Below are 23401 nucleotides of genomic sequence, written 5' to 3' on the forward strand. Positions count from 1 at the left end.
GGACGTGCGGGAAGCAGACAAGGCGTGGCCCTTATCGCCCTGTTCCGCAGCCAGATAACCATTCGCGGTGAAGAAAAAAGGCCGCAAAGCGGCCTTCTTAATGTTTGCTTAATCTCGCCAGGCGACACTATCCTCAACCTGATGAGGATAGCGCCCATGCAAAAAATCAACTTCCGTGAATATCTGGCGGTCGCCACCGCCCTGGTCATTATTGTTGCCTTCTTCCATCAGTGGGTGCTGACGTTCTGACCCGCGCGCCGCGGGAATAACACCCACGCGCGGACCCCTGGCCCCGGCTGGCGGTTATGTAAAAAGAACTGGGCGTCATGCAGCTGAGCGATGCGCGTGACGATGCTCAGTCCTAGCCCTATGCCGCCGTAGCGACTGTCCATGCGCACGAAGGCCTTACTGAGTTCGCCGCTTTTCGCCTCATCAATTCCCGGTCCTTCATCTTCCACTGCCATCACCGGCATCAGACCCGCTTTCACCGACACGCGGATCGTCGACCCTTGCGGGCTGTAGCGATGGGCATTCTCCACCAGATTGCGCAGAATGACGCGGATGAGCGTCGCGTCGCCAGAGACGACGGCCTCGCTTTCGACATCCGTCAGCAGCAGCCGTTGCTGGCGCTCGGCCAGCATGGTCTCCAGCTCATCCTGCAGCGGTTTGACCACGTCATCCAGCAGCAGCACCTGCTGATAGCTGCCGGCGGAAAAGGACTGACCGACGCGCGCCAGCTGCAGCAGCTGCGAAATGCTGGTGGTCATCTGGTCGAGCCGCTGGATCAGCGGGTCGACGCCCATGCCGTGCACTTTCGCCAGCAGCTCAAGGTGCAGCCGCAGCCCGGCCAGCGGGGTGCGCAGCTCGTGCGCTACGTCGGCGGTAAACAGCCGTTCGCGATCGAGAGTCAGATTGAGGCGGGAAACCAGCTGATTCAGGGCGGTGGTCACCGCCGTCACCTCGGGCACCGATTCGCTGAGCACGATGGGGGTGAGGTTGTCCGGGGTACGACTCTCCAGCTCGCTTTGCAGACGTGACAGCGGGCGGGTGATTTTGCGTACCGCCAGCATGCTGATATACAGCGCCAGACCCACGATCAGCAGGCTCGGCACTAGCAGGCTGGCGACCGCTTCCCGAACCTCATGCTCCACATGCTTCTGGTTGTTGTGCCCTTCGATGGCGCTGGCCACCAGCAGCTGGATCTGCTCTTTGCTCTCATGCCATAGCCAGAAGACGCTGATCAGCTGGCAGACCACCAGAATGGCGCCGATGGTCAACAGCAGCCGGTGACGCATGGTCCAGTTTTCGGTTGCAAACAGAGCCATGGTCTATTCCGTATCGATATGGTTAGCCAGCATATAGCCGAAGCCCCTGACGGTGCGGATCCGCGATTTGCCAATCTTATCGCGCAGGTTATGGATATGCACTTCCAGGGTATTGGTCGCTGGCTCATTGTCCCAGCTGTAGATATCGTTGTAGAGGATCTCACGATGTACCGGGCTGCCGGCTTTCATCATCAGCCGCGACAGCAGGGCATACTCCTTCGGCGTCAGATCCAGCGCCGTCTCACCAAGCCACACCTGGCGGCGGGTGACGTTGAGGCGCAGATCGCCGACGCTGATTTCGTTATCGCCCTGATTATTATGCCGACGGAGCAGGGCGCGGATGCGCGCGTTTAGCTCTTCCAGGGCAAAGGGTTTCACCAGATAGTCATCCGCGCCGGTGTCGAGACCGCTAATGCGATCCTCAAGGGTATCGCGGGCGGTGAGGATCAGCACCGGCTGGGTCATTTTCTCCCGCCGCATACGGGCGAGAAAATGTAGGCCGTCTTCGTCCGGCAGGCCGAGGTCGAGTACGATCAGGCTGTAGTGATTGCTGGCCAGCGACAGCGCCGCTTCGTGCGCCGTGGAGACGCCGTCGCACACGTATCCTTCACTTTGCATCGCCAGTATCAACCCCTGCAACAGCAGCGCATCGTCTTCAATGACTAAGATTTTCATCAACCAGCCTCTCTACATGGCGTTAAAATATCATCTGCCGCCTGGTACTCGTGGGTGCTGACGCCGAGCAGGCCGAGCAGGGTGGAGAACAGATTATCTTGTGAATAATCCTTCGTCTTAGCCTGTTGTTGCAAACACTGGCTGGAAACACCGTAACGTTGCTGGTAATCCGGCGACAGCCACAGCAGCATGGGCACGTGCTTTTGCGTATCCGGCGCAATGGAGTACGGCAGACCATGCAAATAGACGCCATTTTCGCCCAGCGATTCGCCGTGGTCGGACAAATAAACCAGGCTAGTGGTGAATTTGTCCTGTTTAGATTGCAGTATTTTTATCGCTTTATCAACGACATAGTCGACATACAGAATGGTGTTATCGTAGGTATTGGTCAACTGTTGTTGCGTACAACTTTGGATTTCATTGGTATCGCAGGTTGGGGTGAATTTTTTGAATTCAGCCGGATAGCGATTGTAATAGGTTGGGCCGTGGCTGCCGATGGTATGCAGCACAATAATGCCATCCTGTTGCAGGTTATCGATATAGCTGTCGAGATTATGGAACAGCACGTCGTCGTAGCACTCGCCGTCGATGCACTGTCCGGTTAGCTTCAGATCGGTCACGTTCTGGTGCGGTACCCGATCGCATGCCCCCTTGCAGCCGCCATCGTTGTCGTTCCACAGCACCTGGATGCCAGCGCGCTGCAGAATATCCAGGACGCCTTCCTGGTGATGGGCCAGCTCTTCGTCGTAGCGCGCGCGCGGCATATTGGAGAACATGCAGGGCACGGAAACCGCAGTTGCTGTGCCGCAGGAGGTGGTTTTCGGGAAGTACACCACGTTGTCCTGTTGCAGGCGCGGGTTAGTCTCCCGATCGTAGCCGCCCAGTGAGAAGTTATCCGCTCGCGAAGTCTCGCCGAGCACCACAATCGTCAGGTTCTTACGGGGACCGTTATGCATAACCGGTTTCTGCGTGGCATCTTCGCCAATCTTCACCAGCGGCAGGTTGTCCATGCGATGGTGCGCATACCAGGAGTTCAGCGCCACAATGCTGTTGGAGGGGCTCAGGGATTTCACCAGCTCTTTGTTGTTACGGAACACCGAGGCGTAATCTTTGTAGAACAGCGCGGCCACCAGAATTATCAGTAGTGCCGAAACGGCGATATTGAGCAGACGCATCGCCGCGCCGCGCCAGAAAGAGGCAGGTTTACGAACTTTAATCCACCAGGCCACCAGAACCATCAACAGGCCGGAAACTCCAAGCACGATGACCATTTTCGTCGACAGCAGAGCGAAGCTTTCCGCCGGTGTGGTATCGAAGATATTGGCGATCATCGAACGGTCAATCACCACGCCGAAGGACCAGATAAAGTACTGAGCCGAAGCGCTGAGTAGAATAAAAAGGCTAATCACCAGCCGGTCCAGCTTCAGGAACGAGGCGAGGGTGGTGAGGATATTCATCACGCAAATGGCCACGATTGGCATACTGAGGAATACCAGCCAGTTATGCAGGCTATTTACCGGCAGTAGCGGGAAAACCTGGCGATAAAAAGCCAGGTTGAGAAAGATACCGATATAGCAAGCAAAGAGAATCAGATACGTTGTGCGGCTGAGAACGGGCCGACGCAGAGGCAATAAAGACATAACACCTACCTACAGAAAGAGATATGGGTATAATGCCAGCTCTGTTTTAAGACAACCTTAAGATTTTAAGGTGCGCCGAAAGCCGATCCTCCGGCGCGCAGGATCAGCCCGGCAGCTGGAGCGCTTTCTCCAGCGCCCCGCGAAGCAGCGCCCGGTCATGGCGATAGGGAACGTCGCTGGCTTCCAGCGGCGTCTGAATTACCAGCCGGTTGTCGATGCCGCTGATATCGGCTTTTGGGCCCGCGATGACCGCATCCACCACCCGCTTGCCCACATAGCGCTCCATAATCGCGATGCGCTCCGCCAGCGACAGCCTCGCGGCCGGGCTGTGCTCTTTGCCGAGGTTATCGATAAACACCATTGGCGCCGGAGTGCGACGCAGCGCCTGGGCCATCTCGTCAAGCAGCAGGATTGGCAGCAGGCTGGTATAGAAACTGCCCGGGCCGATAAGGATCAGATCGGCTTCGGCGATGGCCTCCACCGCCTCACGGGTGGCCGGTACCGGCGGGGTGAGCATCAGCTCCTGCGGCACGCTATCGAGCTGATCGATATTGACTTCACCGTAAACTTCATGGCCTTCATGATCAAGCGCCATCAAATCCACCGGTTGTTCCGACATCGGAATAAGAAAAGCGTCCACTTTGAGCAGGTTTCTGATCAAATTGATCGCTTCCAACGGCCGCACGCTGAGGTGATCCAGCGCCTTTAACATCAGATTTCCCAGGTTATGGCCGGAAAGCTCGCCATTGCCGCTAAAACGGTACTCAAACATCGCCGACGCCACGCTCGGCTCGGCGATTAACTGATTGATGCAGTTGCGCATATCGCCCCAGGCAATGCCGCCTTCCGAGCGGCGGATCCGCCCGGTGGATCCCCCGTTGTCGGTGGTGGTCACAATGCCAGTCAGCCGTGAGCCCAGCGAGGAGAGGGAGGACATTACCCGACCCAGACCATGCCCGCCGCCGAGCGCCACCACCCGATCCAGGTCAGCGAATGTACGATTGCGCATAGAAATTCCTTATTTCACATAAACGGCCACACACTACCCGATCTACCCCTAAAAGACGATGGGAGGAGCCCGACAAACTGACCGATATCAAGGCAAAAAGATGATTTATGGCTATTCTGTAGCGAAAATGCACGAAGGTAGCGATATATACAAGAATATATAGCGAAATCGCAAATGGCGAAACCGTCTGGAACGCGCTACTATCGGCATAACCTGTTAACACTCTAGCCTCTTCGCCTGTGTCAAAAGATATGGCGGTTTGGCCGCGACGCCGCCGGTTGTCGCCAGGGCGTGGGAAGAAATGACCGCGTCTCCCGTATTTGGAAAGGTGTATATGGCCTCACAGCTTACCGATGCATTCGCGCGTAAGTTTTATTACCTGCGTCTGTCGATTACCGATGTGTGCAATTTCCGTTGCACCTACTGCCTGCCGGATGGCTACAAGCCCGGCGCCGTCAATAACAACGGCTTTCTTAGCGTAGACGAAGTGCGCCGGGTCACGCGCGCTTTCTCCGCGCTGGGCACTGAAAAAGTTCGCCTCACCGGTGGGGAACCCTCCCTGCGCCGTGACTTCACCGAGATCATCGCCGCCGTGCGTGAAAACCCGGCGATCCGTCAGATTGCCGTCACCACTAACGGTTATCGCCTGGCGCGCGATGTCGAACGCTGGCGCGATGCCGGGCTGACGGCGATCAACGTCAGCGTCGATAGCCTCGACGCCCGCCAGTTCCATGCCATCACCGGCCAGGATAAATTCCACCAGGTGATGGACGGGATTGACGCCGCCTTCGCCGCGGGCTTTGACAAGGTGAAGGTGAATACCGTACTGATGCGCGATGTTAATCATCACCAGCTTGATACCTTCCTCGCCTGGATCCAGCCGCGTCGTATTCAGCTGCGTTTTATTGAGCTGATGGAAACCGGCGAGGGCAGCGACCTGTTCCGCCGTCACCATCTCTCCGGCATGGTGTTGCGCGACGAGCTGCTGCGTCGCGGCTGGATCCACCAGATCCGCCAGCGCAGCGATGGTCCGGCGCAGGTCTTTTGTCATCCGGACTACGCCGGCGAGATCGGCCTCATCATGCCGTACGAAAAAGACTTCTGCACCACCTGCAACCGTCTGCGCGTCTCCTCCGTCGGCAAATTGCACCTGTGCCTGTTTGGCGAAGGCGGCGTCGACCTGCGCGACCTGATGGCCGATGATCGGCAGCAGGCCGCGCTGGAAGCGCGGATCGCCGAAGCCTTAACCCATAAAAAGCAGACCCATTTCCTGCATCAGGGCAACACCGGTATTACGCAGAACCTGTCCTATATTGGCGGATAATCGTTTTCGAAAGGAGCATTCAGATGAGCCAGGCTAGCGCTGAGTTTATTCCGACCCGTATTGCTATTCTTACCGTTTCCAGTCGTCGCGGCGAAGCGGACGACACTTCCGGCCACTGGCTGCGTGAGGCGGCGCAGGAGGCGGGGCACCATGTCGTCGATAAGGCGATAGTCAAAGAGAACCGCTACGCCATCCGCGCCCAGGTATCGGTGTGGATCGCCAGCGATGAGGTACAGGTGGTGCTGATCACCGGCGGGACCGGGTTCACCGAAGGGGACCAGGCGCCGGAAGCGCTGCTGCCGCTGTTTGACCGTGAGGTGGAAGGTTTTGGCGAAGTGTTCCGCATGCTGTCGTTCGAAGAGATCGGCACCTCGACGCTGCAGTCCCGGGCCGTGGCCGGCGTCGCTAACCACACGCTGATCTTCGCTATGCCGGGCTCGACGAAAGCCTGCCGCACGGCGTGGGACAACATCATTGCCCCGCAGCTGGATGCCCGCACCCGTCCTTGTAATTTTATTCCTCACCTGAAGAAATAATGTATGTCACAACTGACCCATATTAACGCCGCGGGCGAAGCCCATATGGTGGATGTCTCCGGCAAAGCGGAAACGGTACGCGAAGCGCGCGCCGAGGCTTATGTCGAGATGCAGGCGACAACCCTGGCGATGATTATCGACGGCAGCCATCATAAAGGCGACGTTTTCGCCACGGCGAGGATCGCCGGGATCCAGGCGGCCAAGCGCACCTGGGAGCTGATCCCGCTGTGCCATCCGCTGATGCTCAGCAAAGTGGAAGTCAATTTGCAGGCGCAGCCGGAACATAACCGGGTGCGCATCGAATCGCTCTGCCGCCTGACCGGCAAAACCGGCGTCGAGATGGAAGCCCTTACCGCCGCCTCGGTTGCCGCGCTGACCATTTACGATATGTGCAAGGCGGTGCAGAAGGATATGGTGATTGGCCCGGTGCGCCTGCTGGCGAAAAGCGGCGGCAAGTCCGGCGATTTTAAGGTGGACGAACGCCATGATTAAGGTTCTGTTTTTTGCCCAGGTGCGCGAGCTGGTGGGGACTGATTCGCTGACTCTCGACGCCAGCGAGCTGGCCACCGTTGAGGCTGTGCGTCAGCAGCTTGCCGCTCGCGGCGATCGCTGGGCGCTGGCCCTGGAGGAGGGCAAGCTGCTGGCGGCGGTTAACCAGACGCTGACCGCCTTTGACCATCCTGTCGCCAGCGGGGATGAAGTGGCGTTCTTCCCACCGGTCACCGGAGGCTGACATGACGCAAACTCGTATCGTCGTTAGCCCGGCGCGCTTTAGCGTTGGCGAGGAGTATCTCTGGCTGGCCGAACGCGACGAAGACGGCGCGGTGGTTACCTTCACCGGCAAAGTGCGTAATCACAACCTCGGCGACAGCGTGAAAGCGCTGACTCTCGAGCACTATCCGGGGATGACCGAGAAATCGCTGGCGGAGATTGTCGACCAGGCGCGCGAGCGCTGGCCGCTGGGCCGGGTGACCATTATCCATCGCATCGGCGAAATGTGGCCGGGGGAAGAGATTGTGTTTGTCGGCGTCACCAGCGCCCACCGCGGCAGCGCCTTCGCCGCCGGCGAGTTTATGATGGACTACCTGAAAACCCGCGCGCCGTTCTGGAAACGCGAGGCGACACCGGAGGGCGAGCGCTGGGTCGATGCCCGCGACAGCGATCGTCAGGCGGCAGAGCGCTGGTAGTGTGATACGCTTACAGAGTGAAACTTTGTTAATCAGGAGAGAGTCATGGACAGATATCCGCGTTCCGATTCAATAGTGCAGGGCCGCAGCGGCCTGCAGACTTATATGGCGCAGGTGTACGGCTGGATGACGGTCGGCCTGCTGCTGACGGCGTTTATCGCGTGGTTTGCGGCGAATACTCCGCCGGTGATGATGTTCGTCTTTTCGAGCAAAATCACCTTTTTCGGGCTGATCATCGCCCAGCTGGCGCTGGTGTTTGTGCTGTCGGGGATGGTGCAGCGGCTGAGCTCCGGGATGGCGACCACCCTGTTTATGCTCTATTCGGCGCTCACCGGGTTGACGCTGTCGAGCATTTTTATCGCCTACACCTACTCCTCCATCGCCAGCACCTTTGTGGTCACCGGCGGGATGTTCGGGGCGATGAGTCTGTACGGCTACACCACCAAGCGCGATCTGAGCGGCTTCGGCAGCATGCTGTTTATGGGGCTGATTGGCATCGTGTTGGCGTCGCTGGTTAACCTGTGGCTGAAGAGCGAGGCGCTGATGTGGGCCGTGACCTACATCGGGGTGGTGCTGTTTGTCGGCCTGACCGCCTACGACACCCAGAAGCTGAAAAACATCGGCGAGCAGATTGATACCCGCGACAGTGCCAATCTGCGTAAATACTCGATCCTCGGCGCCTTAACGCTGTATCTGGATTTCATCAACCTGTTCCTGATGCTGCTGCGTATTATGGGCAACCGCCGCTAACCTCTTTATATCAAAAGGTTGCATCCCCTACCGCCCGGCAAGCGCAGCGCCGCCGGGCGAGACGTCAGGCGCGGTACCCGTGATGTTGCCGGGTGACGGCTGCGCCTTACCCGGCCTACAGGCTCCTCTCACAGGCTCAGACCCCGTTGGTCCGCGCAAGCGCAGCGCCGCCGGGCGAGACGTCAGGCACGGTACCCGTGGTATTGCCGGGTGGCGGCTACGCCTTACCCGGCCTACAGGATCCTTTCACAGGCTCAGACCCAGTAGGTCCGCGCAAGCGCAGCGCCGCCGGGCGATTTCATTCGCGGGCCAGCTTGCGCTGGTTCTTTTGCCGCAACTTTTTCGCCCGACTCTCCAGCAGCAAATAGGCCACCGTCGCCAGCAGCAGCGGCAGGAAGTAATAGAGTGCGCGCCAGGCGAGGAGAGCGGCGATGATCGCTCCCTTCGAAATCTCTTCCCCGGAGAGCATGGCGATGAACACCGCCTCCAGCACGCCAATCCCGGCCGGAATGTGGATAATCACCCCGGCGATACTGCTCACCAGCAGTACCCCCAATACAAGGAAATAGTTAATCTCGCTGCCCAACAGCAGCCAGATGATCGCCCCCATCGCCATCCAGTTCGCCGCCGAGACCCCCATCTGCAGCAGCGCGAATCGCCAGGAGGGCAGCACCAGCCGCTGACCTTTGATCGTCAGGTGACGGCGTTTGGCGAAGGCGCAGCCAAACAGATAGCACAGCGTGAGAAACAGCATCACTCCGCCGATAATGCGCAGAGTGGTCTGACTGATGTACCAGTGCGGCGGCAGCTTCACCAGATCCGCTGTAAATATCACCCCACCGAGCAGGATATAGCCCAGCCAGTTGGTGGTGATGCTTAATGAAAAAATACGGGTGATGGTGCCGCCGTTGAGCCCCAGCCGCGAGTACAACCGGTAGCGCATGCCGATGCCGCCGACCCAGGTGCTGAGGGTCAGGTTGAAGGCATAGCAGATAAACGACACCAGCATCACCTGGCGTTTCGCCAGCTTATGCCCACAATAGGCCCGGCCAAGCAGATCGTAGCAGCCGTAGATCAGATAGCTGACGATGACCAGCGCAATGGCGCTGAACAAGGCCAGCCGATCATAGCCGCGGATCACCTTCCATACTTCCTGCCAGTCGACCTTCTGCGCGTAAATCACCAGCAGGACGATCACGGCGATAAAAAAGAGTACGGTCAGCACTCTTTTTGCCATCCGCCAGCGAGGGTGCGATTTGCTCATAGTGGATTATCCCTGGTAGGTGACTCGACGCGATCCTGAGTTTCAATCTCCGGCTGCACCGGCGGGCTGACCCTGGCCAGCCGCGGAGTATGGGCCGGCAGCCAGCCGACCCACGCCGGAAAGTGGCGCAGAAAGTGGAAGGCCATCACGCTCACCCCCAGCCGCCACCAGTTGCGTTTCGGCAGCATCGTTTTATCGATCCGCTGACAATCCCGGGCGATAAGCCCGTTAAGATTATCGCGCAGCGTCTGGTTAAACACCCGGTCGTGGATGATCAGATTGGCTTCCAGATTCAACGACAGGCTGAGCGGATCGAGGTTGCTCGACCCGACGGTGGCCCAGTGGTCGTCCGCGAGGGCGACTTTGCCATGCAGCGGACGGCGGCGATATTCGTAGATCTGCACGCCGCCTTTGACGAGGTAGTGGTAGAGCAGGTGGGCGCCGAACTTCACAATCGGAATATCCGGTTCGCCCTGGACGATCAGCTTCACCCGCACCCCGCGCCGCGCGGCATTGCGCATCGCATGCAACAGACGGTAGCCGGGGAAAAAATAGGCGTTCGCGATTATCACCTCCCGGCGGGCGCTGGTCAGCATCTTCAGGTAGTGGCGTTCGATATCGTCGCGGTGATCCTGGTTATCGCGCCAGACGAACAGCGCCTGCGCCTCGCCGGGGGTCTGGTTGATCTCCGGCTGATGGCGACGACGGCGCCACCAGCGGCGGGCGGTTTCGCTGTTGGGCAGATTCTCCAGTTCGAACTGCAGAATATCGAGCACCACCGGCCCTTCGACCTGCACCGTGTAATCCTGTTTGGCCTCCGGGCCATAGTCGCTCATATGTTCGGCGGAGTAGTTGATGCCGCCGACAAAGGCGGTGGTGTCGTCGATCACCACGATTTTACGGTGCATGCGACGGAACAGGTTGGTACGCATTCCCATCAGCTTAGGGCGCGGGTCGTAATAGCGGAAAATCACCCCCGCGGCGGTCAGTTCACCGACAAACTCATCGCTAAGATCCGGCGAGCCGTAGCCGTCAAGCAGCACTTCCACCTGGATGCCGCGGCGGGCTGCCTTCAGCAGAACCGCGTGCAGCCGCCAGCCGACCTCATCTTCAAACCAGATAAAGGATTCGAGGATCACCCGCCGGCTGGCGCGACCGATGGCCGCAAACAGCGCCGGGTAATACTGGTCGCCGTTCTCCAGTAGCGTAATGCGGTTGCCTTCCTGCCAACGACATTTCACAAATGAATCTCCACGCTAAGGGGTGCATGATCGGACAGATGCCGCCACTGTTTGAGGGCCAGCGCCTTCGGGCGGCTGGCGTGGGCGTTCTTGACGTAAATGCGATCGAGGCGCAGCAGCGGAAAACTGACCGGAAAGGTGCGCGCCGGCCGTCCGCGGGCGCGGGTAAAGATCTCTTCCAGCCCTGCCTGGACCTTTAACGGCTGGTTAGCCTGCTGACGCCAGTCGTTAAAATCTCCGGCCACCACCACCGGCTCGCCGGCGGGCAGGGTATTGACCCACTCCGCCAGCATCGCCAGCTGCGCCTGCCGCTGGTCGGCACGCAGTCCGAGATGGACGCAAATGACGTGAATCGTAACGCGGCTCTGCGGCGGTACGATGCGGCAGTACAGCAGGCCGCGTTTCTCCCCGTTGCCGACCGAGATATCGCGATTTTCATAGTATTCAATCGGGAAGCGCGACAGCACGGCATTCCCGTGGTGACCTTCCGGATAGACCGCGTTGCGCCCATAGGCGTAGTCGCTCCACATGGTGTCGGCAAGAAATTCGTAATGGGTCTTATCTGGCCAGTTTTCGATATGCAGCGGGTGAACTTCGTGAGCGCCCATCACTTCCTGCAGGCAAACTATGTCAGCGCTGACGCTGCGAACGGCTTCGCGCAGCTCGGGCAAAATAAAACGCCGATTAAACGCCGTAAAGCCTTTATGGGTGTTAATTGTCAGCACGTTCAACGAAAATCCCGACGTTGGCTCAGCCATAATTCTCCAGTAAATGTCACTTTCCTGAATAAAATAGTGTAGTAGACGTCACAAAAAGATGCGGTGATACGGAATTTTCCGTAAAGTGCGGTACTCTGAGTAGCAGAGAAAAATCCTTCAGGAGAGAAGCCATGAAGTGGCAACAACGTGTACGCGTCGCAACAGGTCTTAGTTGCTGGCAGATTATGTTGCATCTACTGGTCGTGGCAGTGCTGGTGATGGGATGGATGAGCGGCGCGCTGGTGCGCGTCGGATTAGGGCTGTGCGTCCTCTACAGCGTCACGCTGCTGGCGATGCTGTTTCTGCAGCGTCACCATGAGGCGCGCTGGCGCGATGTGGGAGACTTCCTTGAGGAGCTCACCACCACCTGGTACTTCGGCGCCGCCATGATAGCGCTGTGGTTGCTGTCGCGCGTGCTGCACAACAACCTGCTGCTGGCCCTCGCCGGGCTGGTGATACTGGCAGGCCCGGCGGTGGTCTCGCTGCTGGCGAAAGATAAAAAATTACGCAATCTTTCTTCGGAACATCGCATACGCCGCTGAGCCGGTGGTGGCCGCTATGACCAGTAGCGGCCACAAACTTCCCCACACAATCTCCAGACTCGCATCCTTCAAATAAATTTGCTTGGTGATATCGGTAAAGTGGCGGATCGGGTTTATCCACGTCAGATCCTGCAGCCACTGCGGCATGTTTTCCACCGGTGAAACATAGCCGGAGAGAAGAATCGCCGGCATCATAAAGACGAACACGCCAATAAACGCCTGCTGTTGCGTTGAACATAGCGATGAGATCAATAAGCCAAATCCCACCAGCGACAGACCGTAAATCACCATGGTGAAATAGAACAGCAGCAGCGAGCCGGCAAACGGGATCTGATAGGCCCAGATACCAATCGCCAGCACGATAGTCGCCTGCAGGGTGGCGACGATCAGCGCCGGTACCGCTTTACCGACAAAGATTTGCCAGGTGGCGAGGGGCGAGACCAGCAGCTGATCGAGGGTGCCCTGCTCGCGCTCGCGGGCCACCGACAGCGAGGTGACGATCATCACTCCGATGGTGGTGATCATGGCGATGAGCGACGGCACCACGAACCATTTGTAGTCGAGATTCGGGTTATACCAGTTGCGCACCACCAGTTCGCTGTTGTTCGGCTTCGCTTTGTCCTCCAGCAGTTCCTGCTGATAATTTTTCACGACCTGTTGCAGATAGTTGGCGGCGATTTGCGCGCTGTTGGAGTTGCGCCCGTCGAGCAGGAGCTGCAGCGGGGCGGTTTGATAGTTGTCGAGGTTGCGAGAGAAATCCGCCGGGAAGCGCACCACCAGCAGGGCTTTTTGTTCATCGATGGTCGGCTGGATCGCCTGCGGGCTTTTCAGCAGCAGGACGTGGGTAAAGGCTTTGGCGCGGGCGAAGCGCTGAGTGAGTTCCACCGCGTGGCGACCGCTGTCTTCGTTGTAGATGGCGATGGTGGCGTTGGTCACCTCCAGCGTCGCGGCAAAGGGAAACAGCAGCACCTGAATCAGCACCGGCATGATTAAAATTGCCCGCGTCTGTGGTTCGCGCAGCAGCGACTGCAGCTCTTTGCGGATCAATGTCCATAAACGGTGAAACATAATAGCTCCTTTGGCCCATTCAACAACGCCGGGCGGCACTGCGTTTGCCCGGCTGGGGGGATCGGCGAAACGTATAATCGATGTTGGTCAAACCGTAGGCCCGGTCAGCGCAGCGCCACCGGGCAAAACCTAATCCAGACGCCGCTTGGTTTTCAACCTTGTCAGACCGATAAACATCACCGCCGAAGCAATCAAAAACAGCACATTCACCAGCAGTACCACCGGAATATTGCCCGCCAGAAACAGGCTTTGCAGGGTGTTGACGAAATAGCGCGCCGGGATCACGTAGGTCACGGCGCGGATCACCGCCGGCATACTATCTATCTGGAAAATAAACCCGGACAGCATAATCGACGGTAAAAACGCGGCGTTCAGCGCCACCTGCGCGGCGTTAAACTGGTTGCGGGTAATGGTTGAGATAAGCAGCCCCATCCCCAGGGTGCTGAGCAAAAACAGACTGGTGATGACAAACAGGATCGGCAGCGAACCGCGATAGGGCACGCCGAGAATAAATACTGACACCAGCATACACAGCAGCATCGCCAGCATGCCGAGGAAGTAGTAGGGAATGAGCTTGCACAGCAGCAGTTCGGCGCGGGTGATCTCCGTCGACAGTAGCGCCTCCATGGTGCCGCGCTCCCATTCCCGCGCCACCACCAGCGAGGTCAGTATCGCGCCGACTACGGTCATGATAATGGTGATCGCCCCGGGGATAATAAAGTGCTGGCTGATAGCCGCCGGGTTAAACCAGTAGCGCATCTGCACGTCGATCAGCGGTTCAAAGGTCTCGCCGCGATCTTCCGCCCGCTGCTGCTGCCAGATCTGCCAGATCCCCTCCACGTAGCCCTGGGCGAAGTTAGCGGTATTGGGCTCGCTGCCGTCGGTGATGAGCTGGAGCGGCGCGCTGGCGCCGGGGCGGGCCATCTGGCGGTCGAAGTCCACCGGAATGACCACCATGGCGCGGATGCGACCGGCCTGCATCAGCTGAATTAACTGCTGGCGATTATCGCTGACGGTGGCGTCGATGTAGGGTGAGCCGGTCATGGTATGGACGAAATCCAGCGCCTCTTCGCTCTGCTGCTCCAGCAGAACCCCCACCCGCAGCTTGCTGGAGTCGAGGTTAATGCCGTAGCCGAAGATAAACAGCAGCAATAGCGGGATCACCACCGCAATCAGCCAGCTGCTGGGATCGCGGACGATCTGCCGGGTCTCTTTCACGCACAGGGCGCGGACCCGTCGCCAGGAGAGAAGGTTACTGCTCATGGCCATTCTCCTTATCCCAACGGTTAATCAGGGTAATAAACGCCTGCTCCATGGTCGGGTCCGTCTGGTTGTCATCCGCCGCCTGGGCCTTCAGCGCGTCCGGGGTGCCGCTGGCGATAAGCTTGCCGTGATAGACCAGCCCAATGCGGTCGCAATACTCCGCCTCATCCATAAAGTGAGTGGTGACCATCACCGTCACCCCTTTATCCACCATGCTGTTGATATGCAACCAGAATTCGCGACGAGTGAGGGGATCGACCCCGGAGGTGGGTTCGTCGAGAAACAGAATGTCTGGCTCATGCATCAGCGAGCAGGCCAACGCCAGCCGCTGCTTATAGCCGAGCGGCAGCTCGTCGGCGGCGTGGCGGGCAATGCTCTTCAGACCGAAGGCATCGCTCATGCGGGCGATTTTGTCATTTTGCGCCCGGCCGCGCAGGCCGTAGACGCCGGAGAAAAAGCGCAGGTTCTGCTCGACGCTGAGGTTGCCGTACAGCGAAAATTTTTGCGCCATATAGCCCAGATGCTGACGCGCCTTGCCGGAGCTGACCTTAAGATCCATCCCCAGCACCAGCGCTTTGCCGGAGGTGGGCACCAGCAGGCCGCACATCATTTTGAAGGTGGTGGATTTCCCGGCGCCGTTGGGGCCGAGCAGGCCGAAGATCTCGCCGCGCTTGACCTGGAAATCGACGTGGTCGGTGGCGGCGAAATCGCCAAATTTTTTCGTCAGCGACTGCGCCTCAATCACCGTTTCGTCTTTACTGCCGTCAACGCGATGGATAATCGCCCCCAGCGGCGATTCGGCGGTGCCGGCGCCGCCAAGCAGGTCGATAAAGGCGTCTTCAAAGCGCGGCGCGGTGTCGGCCACCTGCAGCGGCGGCATATCGTCATGTTCCTGAACCTCATCGATGCGGGCCTCCTTTTTCAGGATCAGACGCACCGATTTGCCCTGAATCACCCCGTCGCTAACCTGCGGCAGCTTCAGCGCCCGCTGCAGCAGGCGGCGGTTGTTCTCCTGCGGGCTGGAGACCAGAAAGCTGCGCCCGGCCATGGTTTGCGTCAGGGCCGTCGGCTCTCCTTGATAAAGCAATTTGCCTTCGTTCATCAGCAGCACATCGCGACACTGCTCGGCTTCATCGAGATAAGAGGTGCTCCACAGGATCAACATGCCGTCGCCGGCCAGCTCGTGCACCATCTGCCATAGCTCGCGGCGGGAGATCGGGTCGACGCCGACGCCGGGTTCATCCAGCAGCAGCACCTTCGGGTCACCCACAAGGGTACAGGCGAGCCCCAGTTTTTGCTTCATACCGCCGGAGAGCTTGCCCGCCAGCCGTTCGGTGAACGGGCCAAGGGCGGTAAAATCCAGCAGGCGGTCGAAAATTTTCTTCCGTGCCTCGCCGGTGACGCTGCGCAGGTCGGCGTACAGGGTCAGGTTTTCCATCACCGTCAGATCTTCATACAGGCCGAACTTCTGCGGCATATAGCCGAGCACCGCGTGCAGAGCGCTGTCGTCTTTTAGCGGATCAAAGCCGATCACCCTGGCGCTGCCCTCATCAGGCTTGAGCAACCCGGCGAGCATCCGCATCAGAGTGGTTTTCCCTGCGCCGTCGGGGCCTACCAGCCCGGTGACGTAGCCGGCGCGGATCGTACAGGTCAGCGGCGCCACCGCTGGCCTGTCCATCCCGGAGAAACGGCGGCTCAGGCCGTTTAAGGCGATGACGGCCTCACTCATGTCCGTTCCCGTGGTTAAAGGAGACGGTCACCGGCATCCCCTGGCGCAGGGCGCCGTCGGCATCGGTCACCACAATACGCAGACGATAAACGAGGTCGGTACGCAGATCCGGCGTTTCAACGGTCTTCGGCGTGAATTCAGCGCTTGGCGAGACAAAGCCGATTTTGCCGTGATAGGGCTTATCCGGCCGGCTGTCGGTATAGAGCAGCACCTCTTGTCCCGGCTGCGCCTGGCCGAGGTTTTTCTCATCAACGTAGGCCCGGACCCATACCGGATGGGTTAATGACAGCGTCAGCACCGTGCTGCCGGCGTTGAGCATGGTGCCGGGCTCGACGGCGCGGGTCATCAGCGTGCCGTCGGAAGGGGCGGTCAGCACCGTATCGTGCAGGTCCAGTTTGGCCTGCGCCAGCGCCGCCTGCGCCTGTTCGAGGCTGGCTTTGGCCTGGGCTATCTCCTGCGGACGGTTGCCGGCGCGGTATTGACGCAGTTTATCCTGCGCTGACTTCAGCGTTGCCTGCGCCTGGTCGCGCGAGGAGCGGGCGTTCTCCAGATCGTTGGCGGAAATGGCGCTGCTGGCGCGTAAACCCAGCTGGCGCTGATAAAAGTTTTGCGCGTAGTCGTAAGCGGCCTGCGCCTGATTTACCGCCGCCGCGGCCTGGGCAATCTCTTCCGAGCGGTAGCCGGCCATCATCAGGTCATACTGCGCCTGGGCGGTGGAGACGTTGGCCTGCGCCTGCAGCAGGGCGTTTTCATAGGGAGCTCGGTCAAGCGCGCCGAGGGTTTGCCCGGCGCGGATGCTGTCGCCTTCGTCGACGGTCAGCGAGGCCAGCCTGCCGCCGACGCGGAAGCTCATATTGACGGTGCGGATATCGACATTGCCATACAGGGTCAGCGGCTGCTGCCGGCTGCTCTGGTACCACCACCAGCCGCCGCCCAGCGCGGCGAGAAGAATCACGATCAGCAGAATGACGACGACGGGTCTTTTCATCAGCCCAAACTCCTTTGCGATAACCCATGCAGGATGAAATCGATATGACAGGTAATGACCTCAAAAATCTGTTCGGTTTTTTGCGCGTCAAACTGCGTCCAGCCGGTGCGCAGCAGGATAGTTTCACGCCCGAGACGGAAAGCGAGCACCTCGCCCAGCAGGGCGTGGGTATGAAGGATCATTTGCGTATCACCGGCATCGCGGCCAGTCCAGGCGGCGATTAGCCGGGTGAGATAGTGGTGCAGGGGGGCGATCACCTGCTGGTGGATCAGATGGTACGCGGCGGTGGGCGCCAGCTGTTCCCGGGAAATAAATTTGCTCAAGTTGACCGTATCCTCCTGGGTCAGCAGCAGGATCATGTTATGGCAGGCGCTGAGGATAAGGGCGCGGATCGCCTGGCGATCCGGCGACTCTCCGGCGAGCAGAGCCTCCGCCGCTTCGGCGTGCGGGCGAAAATTGTCACCGATAAAATCGGCGATCCACTGGCCGCAGGCGAGATACAGGTCGTCTTTCGAGCCAAAATAGTAGGTGATAGCGGCGATATTCTGCCCGGCCTGGGCGGCGATGTCGCGGGTGGTGGCGTGCTGGCCATACTCGCCAAACTGGGCGATAGCGGCCGCGATAAGCTGACTTTTTGCCTGTTCGCCTTTACTGGTCATCGCGCTCTTAAAAATTAATCAATCGATTGATTAACTTTAGGCGTCGACTGGCGCTTTGTCCACCCGCCAGGGCTAAATATGAAAGCCGTCTTCCTCTAGCTCACCGGCGACCCAGGCGAAGAAGCGCTGCACTTTCTCCTTCTGTTCATTAGCGTGGGGAAGGACGAAGTGGTGCGCGCCGACCGGCATGCTCCGTTCGTCGGCAAACACCGGCGTCAGCTGTCCCTGGCGCACATGGCCGCCGGCCAGCAGATTGCTTTCCAGGATCACCCCCATCCCCATTCGGGCCGCCTCGATGCTCATGTACGACCGGTCGAAATTAAAGATAAAGTTTTTGTGCCAGCCGCGGACCTTGTGCCACGACAGCCAGTTGCTCCAGTTAATTAAGGTGCTGTCGGAATGGATCAGATCGCAGGCCAGCAGATCTTCCGGGGCGTGAACCGCATGGCGGGTTAAATAAGAGGCGGCGCTGTAGGGCAGGACGCACTCATTTTTAATGGTTCTGACCAGCAGCGTCGGCCACTGCGACAGCCCGTGGCGAATATCGATATCAATATTATCCCGGGAAAACTGGATGCTTTCGTAAGAGCAGGTGAGGCTGATTTTTAGCTCCGGCCAAGCCTGACGGAATTTATCCAGCCGCGGCATTAGCCACAGCAGGCCGAAGCTCGGCGCCGAGTGAATGCGTAAATAATCCTGATGAATATCGTTGATCACCTGGCTGGTGGCCTGGCCAATCATATTCAGCGCTCCGGAGACCTCTTTAAGATATTTTTCTCCCACCGTGGTTAACATCACGCCTTTGCTGCTGCGGGAAAACAGTTTTTTTCCCAGCAAGTGCTCAAGACTGGCTATCTGATGGCTGACCGCCGAGGCGGTAATGTTGAGATTCTCTGCCGCCAGGTTGAGGCTGCCGGTCGCGGCGACTTCAATAAAAGCCTGGATATTGCGTAAAGAGGGCATCGGCAGATTTTTATTGGGCAGTGGTTGACTCATGGCGGCATCCTGCGCGGGGCGCGAATAAAAGAAAATGGCGAACAGCGTGGCGCAGCCGTGATGAACAGCCCAGGGAAAAGCGAAAAAACCATTTTAATTTGTGATGGGCTTAACAATTTATCTCGTTAAAAGCACGCCTCTCAGTAAACGCTAAAAATTTGCGGGGAGTCACTAACTCAATTTTTCTCAATCATAATTGAGCTTTTTTGAATACCGTTTCATTTTTGGGTTGTTATATTCCCCTCACAGGCCTGATCACAAACTGCGATGCGCTTGGATCGCAATAATAAAACACCTAACCACCTGTTTCGCTGTGCAAAAAGACATGTCTCTCTTGTTGCGCCGGGGCGCGTGAAACGCGGCGACCCAGACGGCAACCTACGGCGAAGTGGATGAGGTATAAGATGAGGAAACCCTATGTCACGTATAGATACGCTGGTCTGTACTGACGCCAGGAAAACAAAATATCGTTTTGTGGTTTTGACGATGATTTTCCTGGTGTATGCCATCAATTACGCCGACAGAACGAATATCGGCGCGGTACTGCCGTTTATCATTGATGAATTTCATATCAATAATTTTGAGGCCGGGGCGATTGCCAGTATGTTTTTCCTCGGCTATGCGGTCAGCCAGATCCCGGCCGGCTTTTTCATCGCCAGACGCGGCACCCGGGGGCTGGTTTCACTATCCATTTTCGGCTTTTCCGCTTTTACCTGGCTGATGGGCACGGTGAGCTCCGTGTTTGGCCTGAAGCTGGTGCGGCTGGGCTTGGGGCTGAGCGAAGGTCCCTGCCCGGTGGGGCTGGCGTCGACGATAAATAACTGGTTTCCGCCGAAAGAGAAAGCCACAGCAACCGGCGTTTACATCGCGGCGACCATGTTTGCGCCGATTATCGTGCCGCCGCTGGCGGTGTGGATTGCGGTGACCTGGGGCTGGCGGTGGGTCTTTTTCTCCTTTGCCATTCCCGGGATCGTGGCGGCGATAGCGTGGTACCTGTTGGTCAAGTCAAAGCCCGCGGAGAGCGGATTTGTATCTCAAAGCGAACTGGCAGAGATCAACGCCGGGCGCGACAGCCATCATAACGACGGTGTACGCGAAAATATATTAATCGCCGATCGCTTCACCTGGCTGGATAAAATTATTCGGGTGAAAAAAATGGCGCCTGTGGATACGGCGAAGGGCTTATTTACCTCAAAAAATATTCTCGGAGACTGCCTGGCCTATTTTATGATGGTCAGCGTGTTATATGGGTTATTAACCTGGATTCCGCTGTATTTAGTGAAAGAGCGCGGTTTCGATGTGATGAGTATGGGCTTCGTAGCCAGTATGCCGTGCATTGGCGGCTTTATTGGCGCGATTGGCGGCGGATGGATTTCGGATAAATTATTAGGCCGCCGGCGCAAACCCACCATGATATTCACAGCGGTATCAACCGTAGTCATGATGTTAATTATGCTAAATATACCGGCAAGCACCCTGGCGGTCTGTATTGGTTTATTCTTTGTCGGTTTCTGTTTGAATATCGGCTGGCCGGCTTTTACCGCCTACGGTATGGCGGTTTCGGATACGAAAACTTATCCCATTGCCTCTTCTATTATAAATAGCGGCGGTAACCTCGGCGGATTTGTAGCGCCGATGGTGGCCGGTTTCTTACTGGATAAGACGGGGAGCTTTAATTCTGTATTTACCTATTTTGGTATCTGCGCCGCATTGGGTTTGGTGGTGATTCTTTTCCTCGATGAGCCACAATAACGAAAATAGATCCTGTTAATTAATATGACGTAATGTCATGGAGTGAAACTATGTTATTAAAAGATAAAGTCGCCATTATTACTGGCGCGGCCTCCGCACGCGGTTTGGGTTTTGCGACTGCGAAATTATTCGCCGAAAACGGCGCGAAAGTGGTCATTATCGACCTCAATGGCGAAGCCAGTAAAACCGCCGCGGCGGCCCTGGGCGAAGGCCATCTCGGCCTGGCGGCGAACGTCGCCGACGAAGTGCAGGTGCAGGCGGCCATCGAACAGATTTTGGCGAAATACGGCCGGGTCGATGTGCTGGTCAATAACGCCGGGATCACCCAGCCGCTGAAGCTGATGGACATCAAACGCGCCAACTATGACGCGGTGCTCGATGTCAGCCTGCGCGGCACGCTGCTGATGTCGCAGGCGGTGATCCCCACGATGCGGGCGCAAAAATCCGGCAGCATCGTCTGCATCTCGTCCGTTTCCGCCCAGCGCGGCGGCGGTATCTTCGGCGGTCCGCACTACAGCGCGGCAAAAGCCGGCGTGCTCGGCCTGGCGCGAGCGATGGCGCGCGAACTTGGCCCGGATAACGTCCGCGTTAACTGCATTACCCCAGGGCTGATTCAGACCGACATCACCGCCGGCAAGCTGACGGACGACATGACGGCCAATATTCTTGCCGGCATTCCGATGAACCGCCTCGGCGACGCGGTGGACATCGCCCGCGCCGCGCTGTTCCTCGGCAGCGACCTCTCTTCCTACTCCACCGGTATCACCCTGGATGTTAACGGCGGCATGTTAATTCACTAAGCGAGGCACAGAGATGAAGATCACCGAATCACAAAAAGTCGCTGCGGCGGCGTGGCGTATCCGCCGCTACGCCCTGCAAATGGGGGAAGTGCAGGGGCAGGGCTATATTGGCCAGGCGCTGGGATATGCCGATGTGCTGGCTACCGCCTTCAGCCACGCCATGACCTATCGCCCGGAAGATCCTGAGTGGGAGGGGCGCGATCGGTTCCTGCTTTCTCATGGCCATTACGCTATCGCTTATTATGCCGCGCTGTTGGAGGCGGGCATTATTCCGGAAGCGGAACTGGAAACCTACGGCTCCGACGACAGCCGCCTGCCGATGTCCGGCATGGCGACCTACACGCCGGGGATGGAGATGTCCGGCGGCTCGCTGGGGCAGGGGCTGTCTATCGCCGTCGGCATGGCGCTCGGGCTGCGGCAGAAACAGAGCACAGCCTGGGTCTACAACTCGATGTCCGATGGGGAGCTGGACGAAGGTTCGACCTGGGAAGCGGCGATGTCGGCGGCTCACTATGGCCTGACCAACCTGATTAACCTTGTCGACGTCAACAAACAGCAGGCCGACGGCGATTCACGCAAGATCCTCGGCTTTGAGCCGCTGCAGGATAAATGGGCCGCCTTCGGGTGGTACGTACAGCGCGTAGACGGTAACGATCTGCCGGCGGTGATGGCCGCCTTTGACAACGCGAAAAGTTATTCCGGCAACCAGCCGCGGGTCATTTTATGCGACACGCTGATGGGCAAAGGGGTGCCGTTCCTCGAAACCCGCGATAAGAACCATTTTATTCGCGTCGATGCCGACGAATGGCAAAAAGCGATTGCGGTGCTGGACGCTAACAAACCGGAAGGAGTGCTGTAATGAGCCAGAGTAAACCCCGTTTAAAAACGTCGGCGATGATTGCTTCGATTGCCGATGAAGGCCAGGCGACCGTCTCTGCGCCCTTTGGCGTCGCGCTGTCGAAACTGGCGGCGCAGCGCCCTGAAATCGTCGGTATGACCGCGGACCTGTCAAAATATACTGACCTGCATATTTTCGCCCAGGCCTTCCCGGATCGTTTTTTCCAGATGGGAATGGCGGAGCAGCTGCTGATGGCGGCGGCGGGAGGCATGGCGAAGGAGGGATTTATTCCCTTCGCCACCACCTATGCCGCCTTTGCGACCCGTCGCGCCTATGATTTTATTCATCAGGTGATCGCTGAGGAACATCTGAACGTCAAGATCTGCGCGGCGCTGCCGGGCCTGACGACCGGCTATGGCCCCAGCCATCAGGCCACCGAAGATCTGGCGATCATGCGCGGTATCCCCGGCATGGTCATCGTCGATCCCTGCGATGCGCTGGAGATTGAGCAGGCGGTACCGGCCATTGCCGATCACCAGGGGCCGGTGTATATGCGTCTGCTGCGCGGGAAGGTGCCGCTGGTGCTGGATAAATACGACTATCAGTTCGAACTGGGCAAAGCGAAGCTGCTGGAGGACGGCAACGACGTGCTGATTATCTCCTCCGGGCTGATGACCATGCGCGCCCTGGAGGCGGTTGAAAAGCTGCGGGCCGATAATATTAGCGTGGCGGTCCTGCACGTGCCGACCATCAAACCGCTGGATGAAAAAGCGATTATTGAACAGGCGTCGAAGCCGGGTCGGCTGGTGGTCACCGCCGAAAACCACACCGCGGTCGGCGGGTTAGGGGAGGCGGTGGCCGGCCTGCTGATGCGCAAAGGGGTTCGCTGCGAGCTGGATACCGTTGGTCTGCCTGACGCGTTTCTGTTGGCCGGCGCGCTGCCGACCCTCCACGATCGCTACGGCATCTCCACCGCGAAGATCGTCGAAAAGATTAAGTATCGTCTGCGTTAACCGCGCTGCGGCGACGCGCCTGGCCGCTGAGCGCTCTCAGCGGC

Annotated in this window: 25 protein-coding genes and 1 riboswitch; of the genes, 12 read left to right on the forward strand and 13 right to left on the reverse strand. The window is 58.4% G+C overall.

Features of this window, described 5'->3' with window-relative positions; genetic code table 11:
* Positions 1-227: 227 nt before the first annotated feature.
* The 4 genes from pmrB to yvcK form a co-directional block, all read right to left on the reverse strand.
* Positions 228-1325: a two-component system sensor histidine kinase PmrB gene (gene pmrB / locus ACQUTP_RS11065; protein ID WP_023288917.1), complete on the reverse strand. Its 1098-nt coding sequence runs from the start codon at positions 1323-1325 to the stop codon at positions 228-230.
* Between the two features lie 3 nt (positions 1326-1328).
* Complete coding sequence (gene pmrA, locus ACQUTP_RS11070) at positions 1329-2000, reverse strand: two-component system response regulator PmrA (RefSeq protein WP_004886130.1); 672 nt, start codon at positions 1998-2000, stop codon at positions 1329-1331.
* Entirely contained in the window at positions 2000-3640 is a 1641-nt protein-coding gene (eptA, locus tag ACQUTP_RS11075; protein WP_285755678.1) for a phosphoethanolamine transferase EptA, read from the reverse strand. Before eptA ends, pmrA begins: the two co-directional genes overlap by 1 nt.
* Positions 3641-3743: 103 nt before the next feature.
* The gene (gene yvcK / locus ACQUTP_RS11080; protein WP_004886135.1) at positions 3744-4649 is read right to left on the reverse strand and encodes a uridine diphosphate-N-acetylglucosamine-binding protein YvcK; all 906 of its coding nucleotides are present in this window, start codon (positions 4647-4649) and stop codon (positions 3744-3746) included.
* Positions 4650-4857: 208 nt separating this feature from the next.
* Positions 4858-4996: riboswitch (molybdenum cofactor riboswitch) on the forward strand.
* Between yvcK and moaA the strand changes: the two genes are divergently transcribed.
* The 6 genes from moaA (at position 4984) to ACQUTP_RS11110 (ending at position 8446) form a co-directional block, all read left to right on the forward strand.
* Positions 4984-5973 carry a GTP 3',8-cyclase MoaA gene (moaA, locus tag ACQUTP_RS11085; protein WP_004886137.1) on the forward strand — a complete coding sequence of 330 codons (990 nt, stop codon included), beginning with the start codon at positions 4984-4986 and terminating at the stop codon, positions 5971-5973. It overlaps the preceding riboswitch by 13 nt.
* Positions 5974-5996: 23 nt before the next feature.
* Entirely contained in the window at positions 5997-6509 is a 513-nt protein-coding gene (gene moaB / locus ACQUTP_RS11090; protein ID WP_004886139.1) for a molybdenum cofactor biosynthesis protein B, read from the forward strand.
* A gap of 3 nt (positions 6510-6512) precedes the next feature.
* On the forward strand, positions 6513-7001 hold the full coding sequence (moaC, locus tag ACQUTP_RS11095) for a cyclic pyranopterin monophosphate synthase MoaC (protein ID WP_004886142.1): 489 nt from the start codon (positions 6513-6515) through the stop codon (positions 6999-7001).
* A complete protein-coding gene (moaD, locus tag ACQUTP_RS11100) occupies positions 6994-7242 on the forward strand; it encodes a molybdopterin synthase sulfur carrier subunit (RefSeq protein WP_004886145.1) in 249 nt (82 codons plus the stop codon). The genes moaC and moaD overlap by 8 nt, the downstream gene beginning before the upstream one ends.
* Position 7243: 1 nt before the next feature.
* Positions 7244-7696: a molybdopterin synthase catalytic subunit MoaE gene (gene moaE / locus ACQUTP_RS11105; RefSeq protein WP_004886150.1), complete on the forward strand. Its 453-nt coding sequence runs from the start codon at positions 7244-7246 to the stop codon at positions 7694-7696.
* A gap of 45 nt (positions 7697-7741) precedes the next feature.
* Positions 7742-8446, forward strand: a complete 705-nt coding sequence (locus ACQUTP_RS11110) for a Bax inhibitor-1/YccA family protein (protein ID WP_285755679.1) — start codon at positions 7742-7744, stop codon at positions 8444-8446.
* A 298-nt stretch (positions 8447-8744) separates the two neighbouring features.
* Here the strand turns inward: ACQUTP_RS11110 and ACQUTP_RS11115 are convergent, their stop codons facing one another.
* The 3 genes from ACQUTP_RS11115 to ACQUTP_RS11125 are packed head-to-tail and all read right to left on the reverse strand — an operon-like array spanning position 8745 to position 11709.
* Positions 8745-9710: a lysylphosphatidylglycerol synthase domain-containing protein gene (locus ACQUTP_RS11115; protein WP_017900169.1), complete on the reverse strand. Its 966-nt coding sequence runs from the start codon at positions 9708-9710 to the stop codon at positions 8745-8747.
* Positions 9707-10951: a cardiolipin synthase ClsB gene (gene clsB / locus ACQUTP_RS11120; protein ID WP_004886156.1), complete on the reverse strand. Its 1245-nt coding sequence runs from the start codon at positions 10949-10951 to the stop codon at positions 9707-9709. The genes ACQUTP_RS11115 and clsB overlap by 4 nt, the downstream gene beginning before the upstream one ends.
* Positions 10948-11709 carry an endonuclease/exonuclease/phosphatase family protein gene (locus tag ACQUTP_RS11125; protein WP_428902389.1) on the reverse strand — a complete coding sequence of 254 codons (762 nt, stop codon included), beginning with the start codon at positions 11707-11709 and terminating at the stop codon, positions 10948-10950. The genes clsB and ACQUTP_RS11125 overlap by 4 nt, the downstream gene beginning before the upstream one ends.
* Positions 11710-11840: 131 nt before the next feature.
* Here ACQUTP_RS11125 and ACQUTP_RS11130 point away from each other — a divergent pair, with 131 nt between their 5' ends.
* Complete coding sequence (locus ACQUTP_RS11130) at positions 11841-12251, forward strand: YbhQ family protein (protein WP_012542390.1); 411 nt, start codon at positions 11841-11843, stop codon at positions 12249-12251.
* On the opposite strand, the gene ACQUTP_RS11135 is transcribed toward ACQUTP_RS11130, so the two are convergent.
* The 6 genes from ACQUTP_RS11135 to ACQUTP_RS11160 form a co-directional block, all read right to left on the reverse strand.
* Positions 12213-13319 carry an ABC transporter permease gene (locus ACQUTP_RS11135; protein WP_004886162.1) on the reverse strand — a complete coding sequence of 369 codons (1107 nt, stop codon included), beginning with the start codon at positions 13317-13319 and terminating at the stop codon, positions 12213-12215. The genes ACQUTP_RS11130 and ACQUTP_RS11135 overlap by 39 nt on opposite strands.
* 129 nt (positions 13320-13448) lie before the next feature.
* A complete protein-coding gene (locus tag ACQUTP_RS11140) occupies positions 13449-14582 on the reverse strand; it encodes an ABC transporter permease (protein WP_428902388.1) in 1134 nt (377 codons plus the stop codon).
* The gene (locus tag ACQUTP_RS11145; RefSeq protein WP_285755680.1) at positions 14572-16311 is read right to left on the reverse strand and encodes an ATP-binding cassette domain-containing protein; all 1740 of its coding nucleotides are present in this window, start codon (positions 16309-16311) and stop codon (positions 14572-14574) included. Before ACQUTP_RS11145 ends, ACQUTP_RS11140 begins: the two co-directional genes overlap by 11 nt.
* A complete protein-coding gene (hlyD, locus tag ACQUTP_RS11150) occupies positions 16304-17299 on the reverse strand; it encodes a secretion protein HlyD (RefSeq protein ID WP_285755681.1) in 996 nt (331 codons plus the stop codon). The genes ACQUTP_RS11145 and hlyD overlap by 8 nt, the downstream gene beginning before the upstream one ends.
* On the reverse strand, positions 17299-17973 hold the full coding sequence (gene cecR, locus ACQUTP_RS11155; protein ID WP_085956527.1) for a transcriptional regulator CecR: 675 nt from the start codon (positions 17971-17973) through the stop codon (positions 17299-17301). Before cecR ends, hlyD begins: the two co-directional genes overlap by 1 nt.
* 57 nt (positions 17974-18030) lie before the next feature.
* Entirely contained in the window at positions 18031-18954 is a 924-nt protein-coding gene (locus ACQUTP_RS11160) for a LysR substrate-binding domain-containing protein (protein ID WP_032455748.1), read from the reverse strand.
* On the opposite strand from ACQUTP_RS11160, the gene ACQUTP_RS11165 reads away from it, so the two are divergent.
* The 5 genes from ACQUTP_RS11165 (at position 18946) to ACQUTP_RS11185 (ending at position 23357) form a co-directional block, all read left to right on the forward strand.
* Positions 18946-19083 (forward strand): hypothetical protein, encoded by a 138-nt coding sequence (locus ACQUTP_RS11165; RefSeq protein ID WP_032431308.1) that lies wholly within the window; start codon positions 18946-18948, stop codon positions 19081-19083. The two genes, ACQUTP_RS11160 and ACQUTP_RS11165, sit on opposite strands and share 9 nt — an antisense overlap.
* A 288-nt stretch (positions 19084-19371) precedes the next feature.
* Positions 19372-20706, forward strand: a complete 1335-nt coding sequence (locus tag ACQUTP_RS11170; protein WP_004886173.1) for an MFS transporter — start codon at positions 19372-19374, stop codon at positions 20704-20706.
* Between the two features lie 50 nt (positions 20707-20756).
* On the forward strand, positions 20757-21506 hold the full coding sequence (locus ACQUTP_RS11175; RefSeq protein WP_004886175.1) for an SDR family NAD(P)-dependent oxidoreductase: 750 nt from the start codon (positions 20757-20759) through the stop codon (positions 21504-21506).
* A gap of 13 nt (positions 21507-21519) precedes the next feature.
* Entirely contained in the window at positions 21520-22365 is an 846-nt protein-coding gene (locus ACQUTP_RS11180; RefSeq protein ID WP_017900161.1) for a transketolase, read from the forward strand.
* Positions 22365-23357 (forward strand): transketolase family protein, encoded by a 993-nt coding sequence (locus tag ACQUTP_RS11185; RefSeq protein WP_211773428.1) that lies wholly within the window; start codon positions 22365-22367, stop codon positions 23355-23357. The genes ACQUTP_RS11180 and ACQUTP_RS11185 overlap by 1 nt, the downstream gene beginning before the upstream one ends.
* Positions 23358-23401: the final 44 nt, after the last annotated feature.

The sequence above is a fragment of the Klebsiella sp. 2-CIP_Kleb. genome (assembly GCF_050378715.1).
Lineage (GTDB): Bacteria > Pseudomonadota > Gammaproteobacteria > Enterobacterales > Enterobacteriaceae > Klebsiella > Klebsiella quasipneumoniae.

What these genes read in the sequence shown, in the direction of transcription:
- ACQUTP_RS11185 (WP_211773428.1), top strand. Translation starts at nt 22,365, where the DNA reads ATGAGCCAGAGTAAACCCCGTTTAAAAACGTCGGCGATGATTGCTTCG.
- hlyD (WP_285755681.1), bottom strand. Translation starts at nt 17,299, where the DNA reads ATGAAAAGACCCGTCGTCGTCATTCTGCTGATCGTGATTCTTCTCGCC.
- moaA (WP_004886137.1), top strand. Translation starts at nt 4,984, where the DNA reads ATGGCCTCACAGCTTACCGATGCATTCGCGCGTAAGTTTTATTACCTG.
- ACQUTP_RS11115 (WP_017900169.1), bottom strand. Translation starts at nt 9,710, where the DNA reads ATGAGCAAATCGCACCCTCGCTGGCGGATGGCAAAAAGAGTGCTGACC.
- ACQUTP_RS11140 (WP_428902388.1), bottom strand. Translation starts at nt 14,582, where the DNA reads ATGAGCAGTAACCTTCTCTCCTGGCGACGGGTCCGCGCCCTGTGCGTG.
- ACQUTP_RS11110 (WP_285755679.1), top strand. Translation starts at nt 7,742, where the DNA reads ATGGACAGATATCCGCGTTCCGATTCAATAGTGCAGGGCCGCAGCGGC.
- moaC (WP_004886142.1), top strand. Translation starts at nt 6,513, where the DNA reads ATGTCACAACTGACCCATATTAACGCCGCGGGCGAAGCCCATATGGTG.
- pmrA (WP_004886130.1), bottom strand. Translation starts at nt 2,000, where the DNA reads ATGAAAATCTTAGTCATTGAAGACGATGCGCTGCTGTTGCAGGGGTTG.
- ACQUTP_RS11175 (WP_004886175.1), top strand. Translation starts at nt 20,757, where the DNA reads ATGTTATTAAAAGATAAAGTCGCCATTATTACTGGCGCGGCCTCCGCA.
- ACQUTP_RS11145 (WP_285755680.1), bottom strand. Translation starts at nt 16,311, where the DNA reads ATGAGTGAGGCCGTCATCGCCTTAAACGGCCTGAGCCGCCGTTTCTCC.
- ACQUTP_RS11135 (WP_004886162.1), bottom strand. Translation starts at nt 13,319, where the DNA reads ATGTTTCACCGTTTATGGACATTGATCCGCAAAGAGCTGCAGTCGCTG.
- moaB (WP_004886139.1), top strand. Translation starts at nt 5,997, where the DNA reads ATGAGCCAGGCTAGCGCTGAGTTTATTCCGACCCGTATTGCTATTCTT.
- yvcK (WP_004886135.1), bottom strand. Translation starts at nt 4,649, where the DNA reads ATGCGCAATCGTACATTCGCTGACCTGGATCGGGTGGTGGCGCTCGGC.
- ACQUTP_RS11160 (WP_032455748.1), bottom strand. Translation starts at nt 18,954, where the DNA reads ATGAGTCAACCACTGCCCAATAAAAATCTGCCGATGCCCTCTTTACGC.
- moaE (WP_004886150.1), top strand. Translation starts at nt 7,244, where the DNA reads ATGACGCAAACTCGTATCGTCGTTAGCCCGGCGCGCTTTAGCGTTGGC.
- ACQUTP_RS11170 (WP_004886173.1), top strand. Translation starts at nt 19,372, where the DNA reads ATGTCACGTATAGATACGCTGGTCTGTACTGACGCCAGGAAAACAAAA.
- ACQUTP_RS11130 (WP_012542390.1), top strand. Translation starts at nt 11,841, where the DNA reads ATGAAGTGGCAACAACGTGTACGCGTCGCAACAGGTCTTAGTTGCTGG.
- ACQUTP_RS11125 (WP_428902389.1), bottom strand. Translation starts at nt 11,709, where the DNA reads ATGGCTGAGCCAACGTCGGGATTTTCGTTGAACGTGCTGACAATTAAC.
- pmrB (WP_023288917.1), bottom strand. Translation starts at nt 1,325, where the DNA reads ATGGCTCTGTTTGCAACCGAAAACTGGACCATGCGTCACCGGCTGCTG.
- eptA (WP_285755678.1), bottom strand. Translation starts at nt 3,640, where the DNA reads ATGTCTTTATTGCCTCTGCGTCGGCCCGTTCTCAGCCGCACAACGTAT.
- moaD (WP_004886145.1), top strand. Translation starts at nt 6,994, where the DNA reads ATGATTAAGGTTCTGTTTTTTGCCCAGGTGCGCGAGCTGGTGGGGACT.
- ACQUTP_RS11180 (WP_017900161.1), top strand. Translation starts at nt 21,520, where the DNA reads ATGAAGATCACCGAATCACAAAAAGTCGCTGCGGCGGCGTGGCGTATC.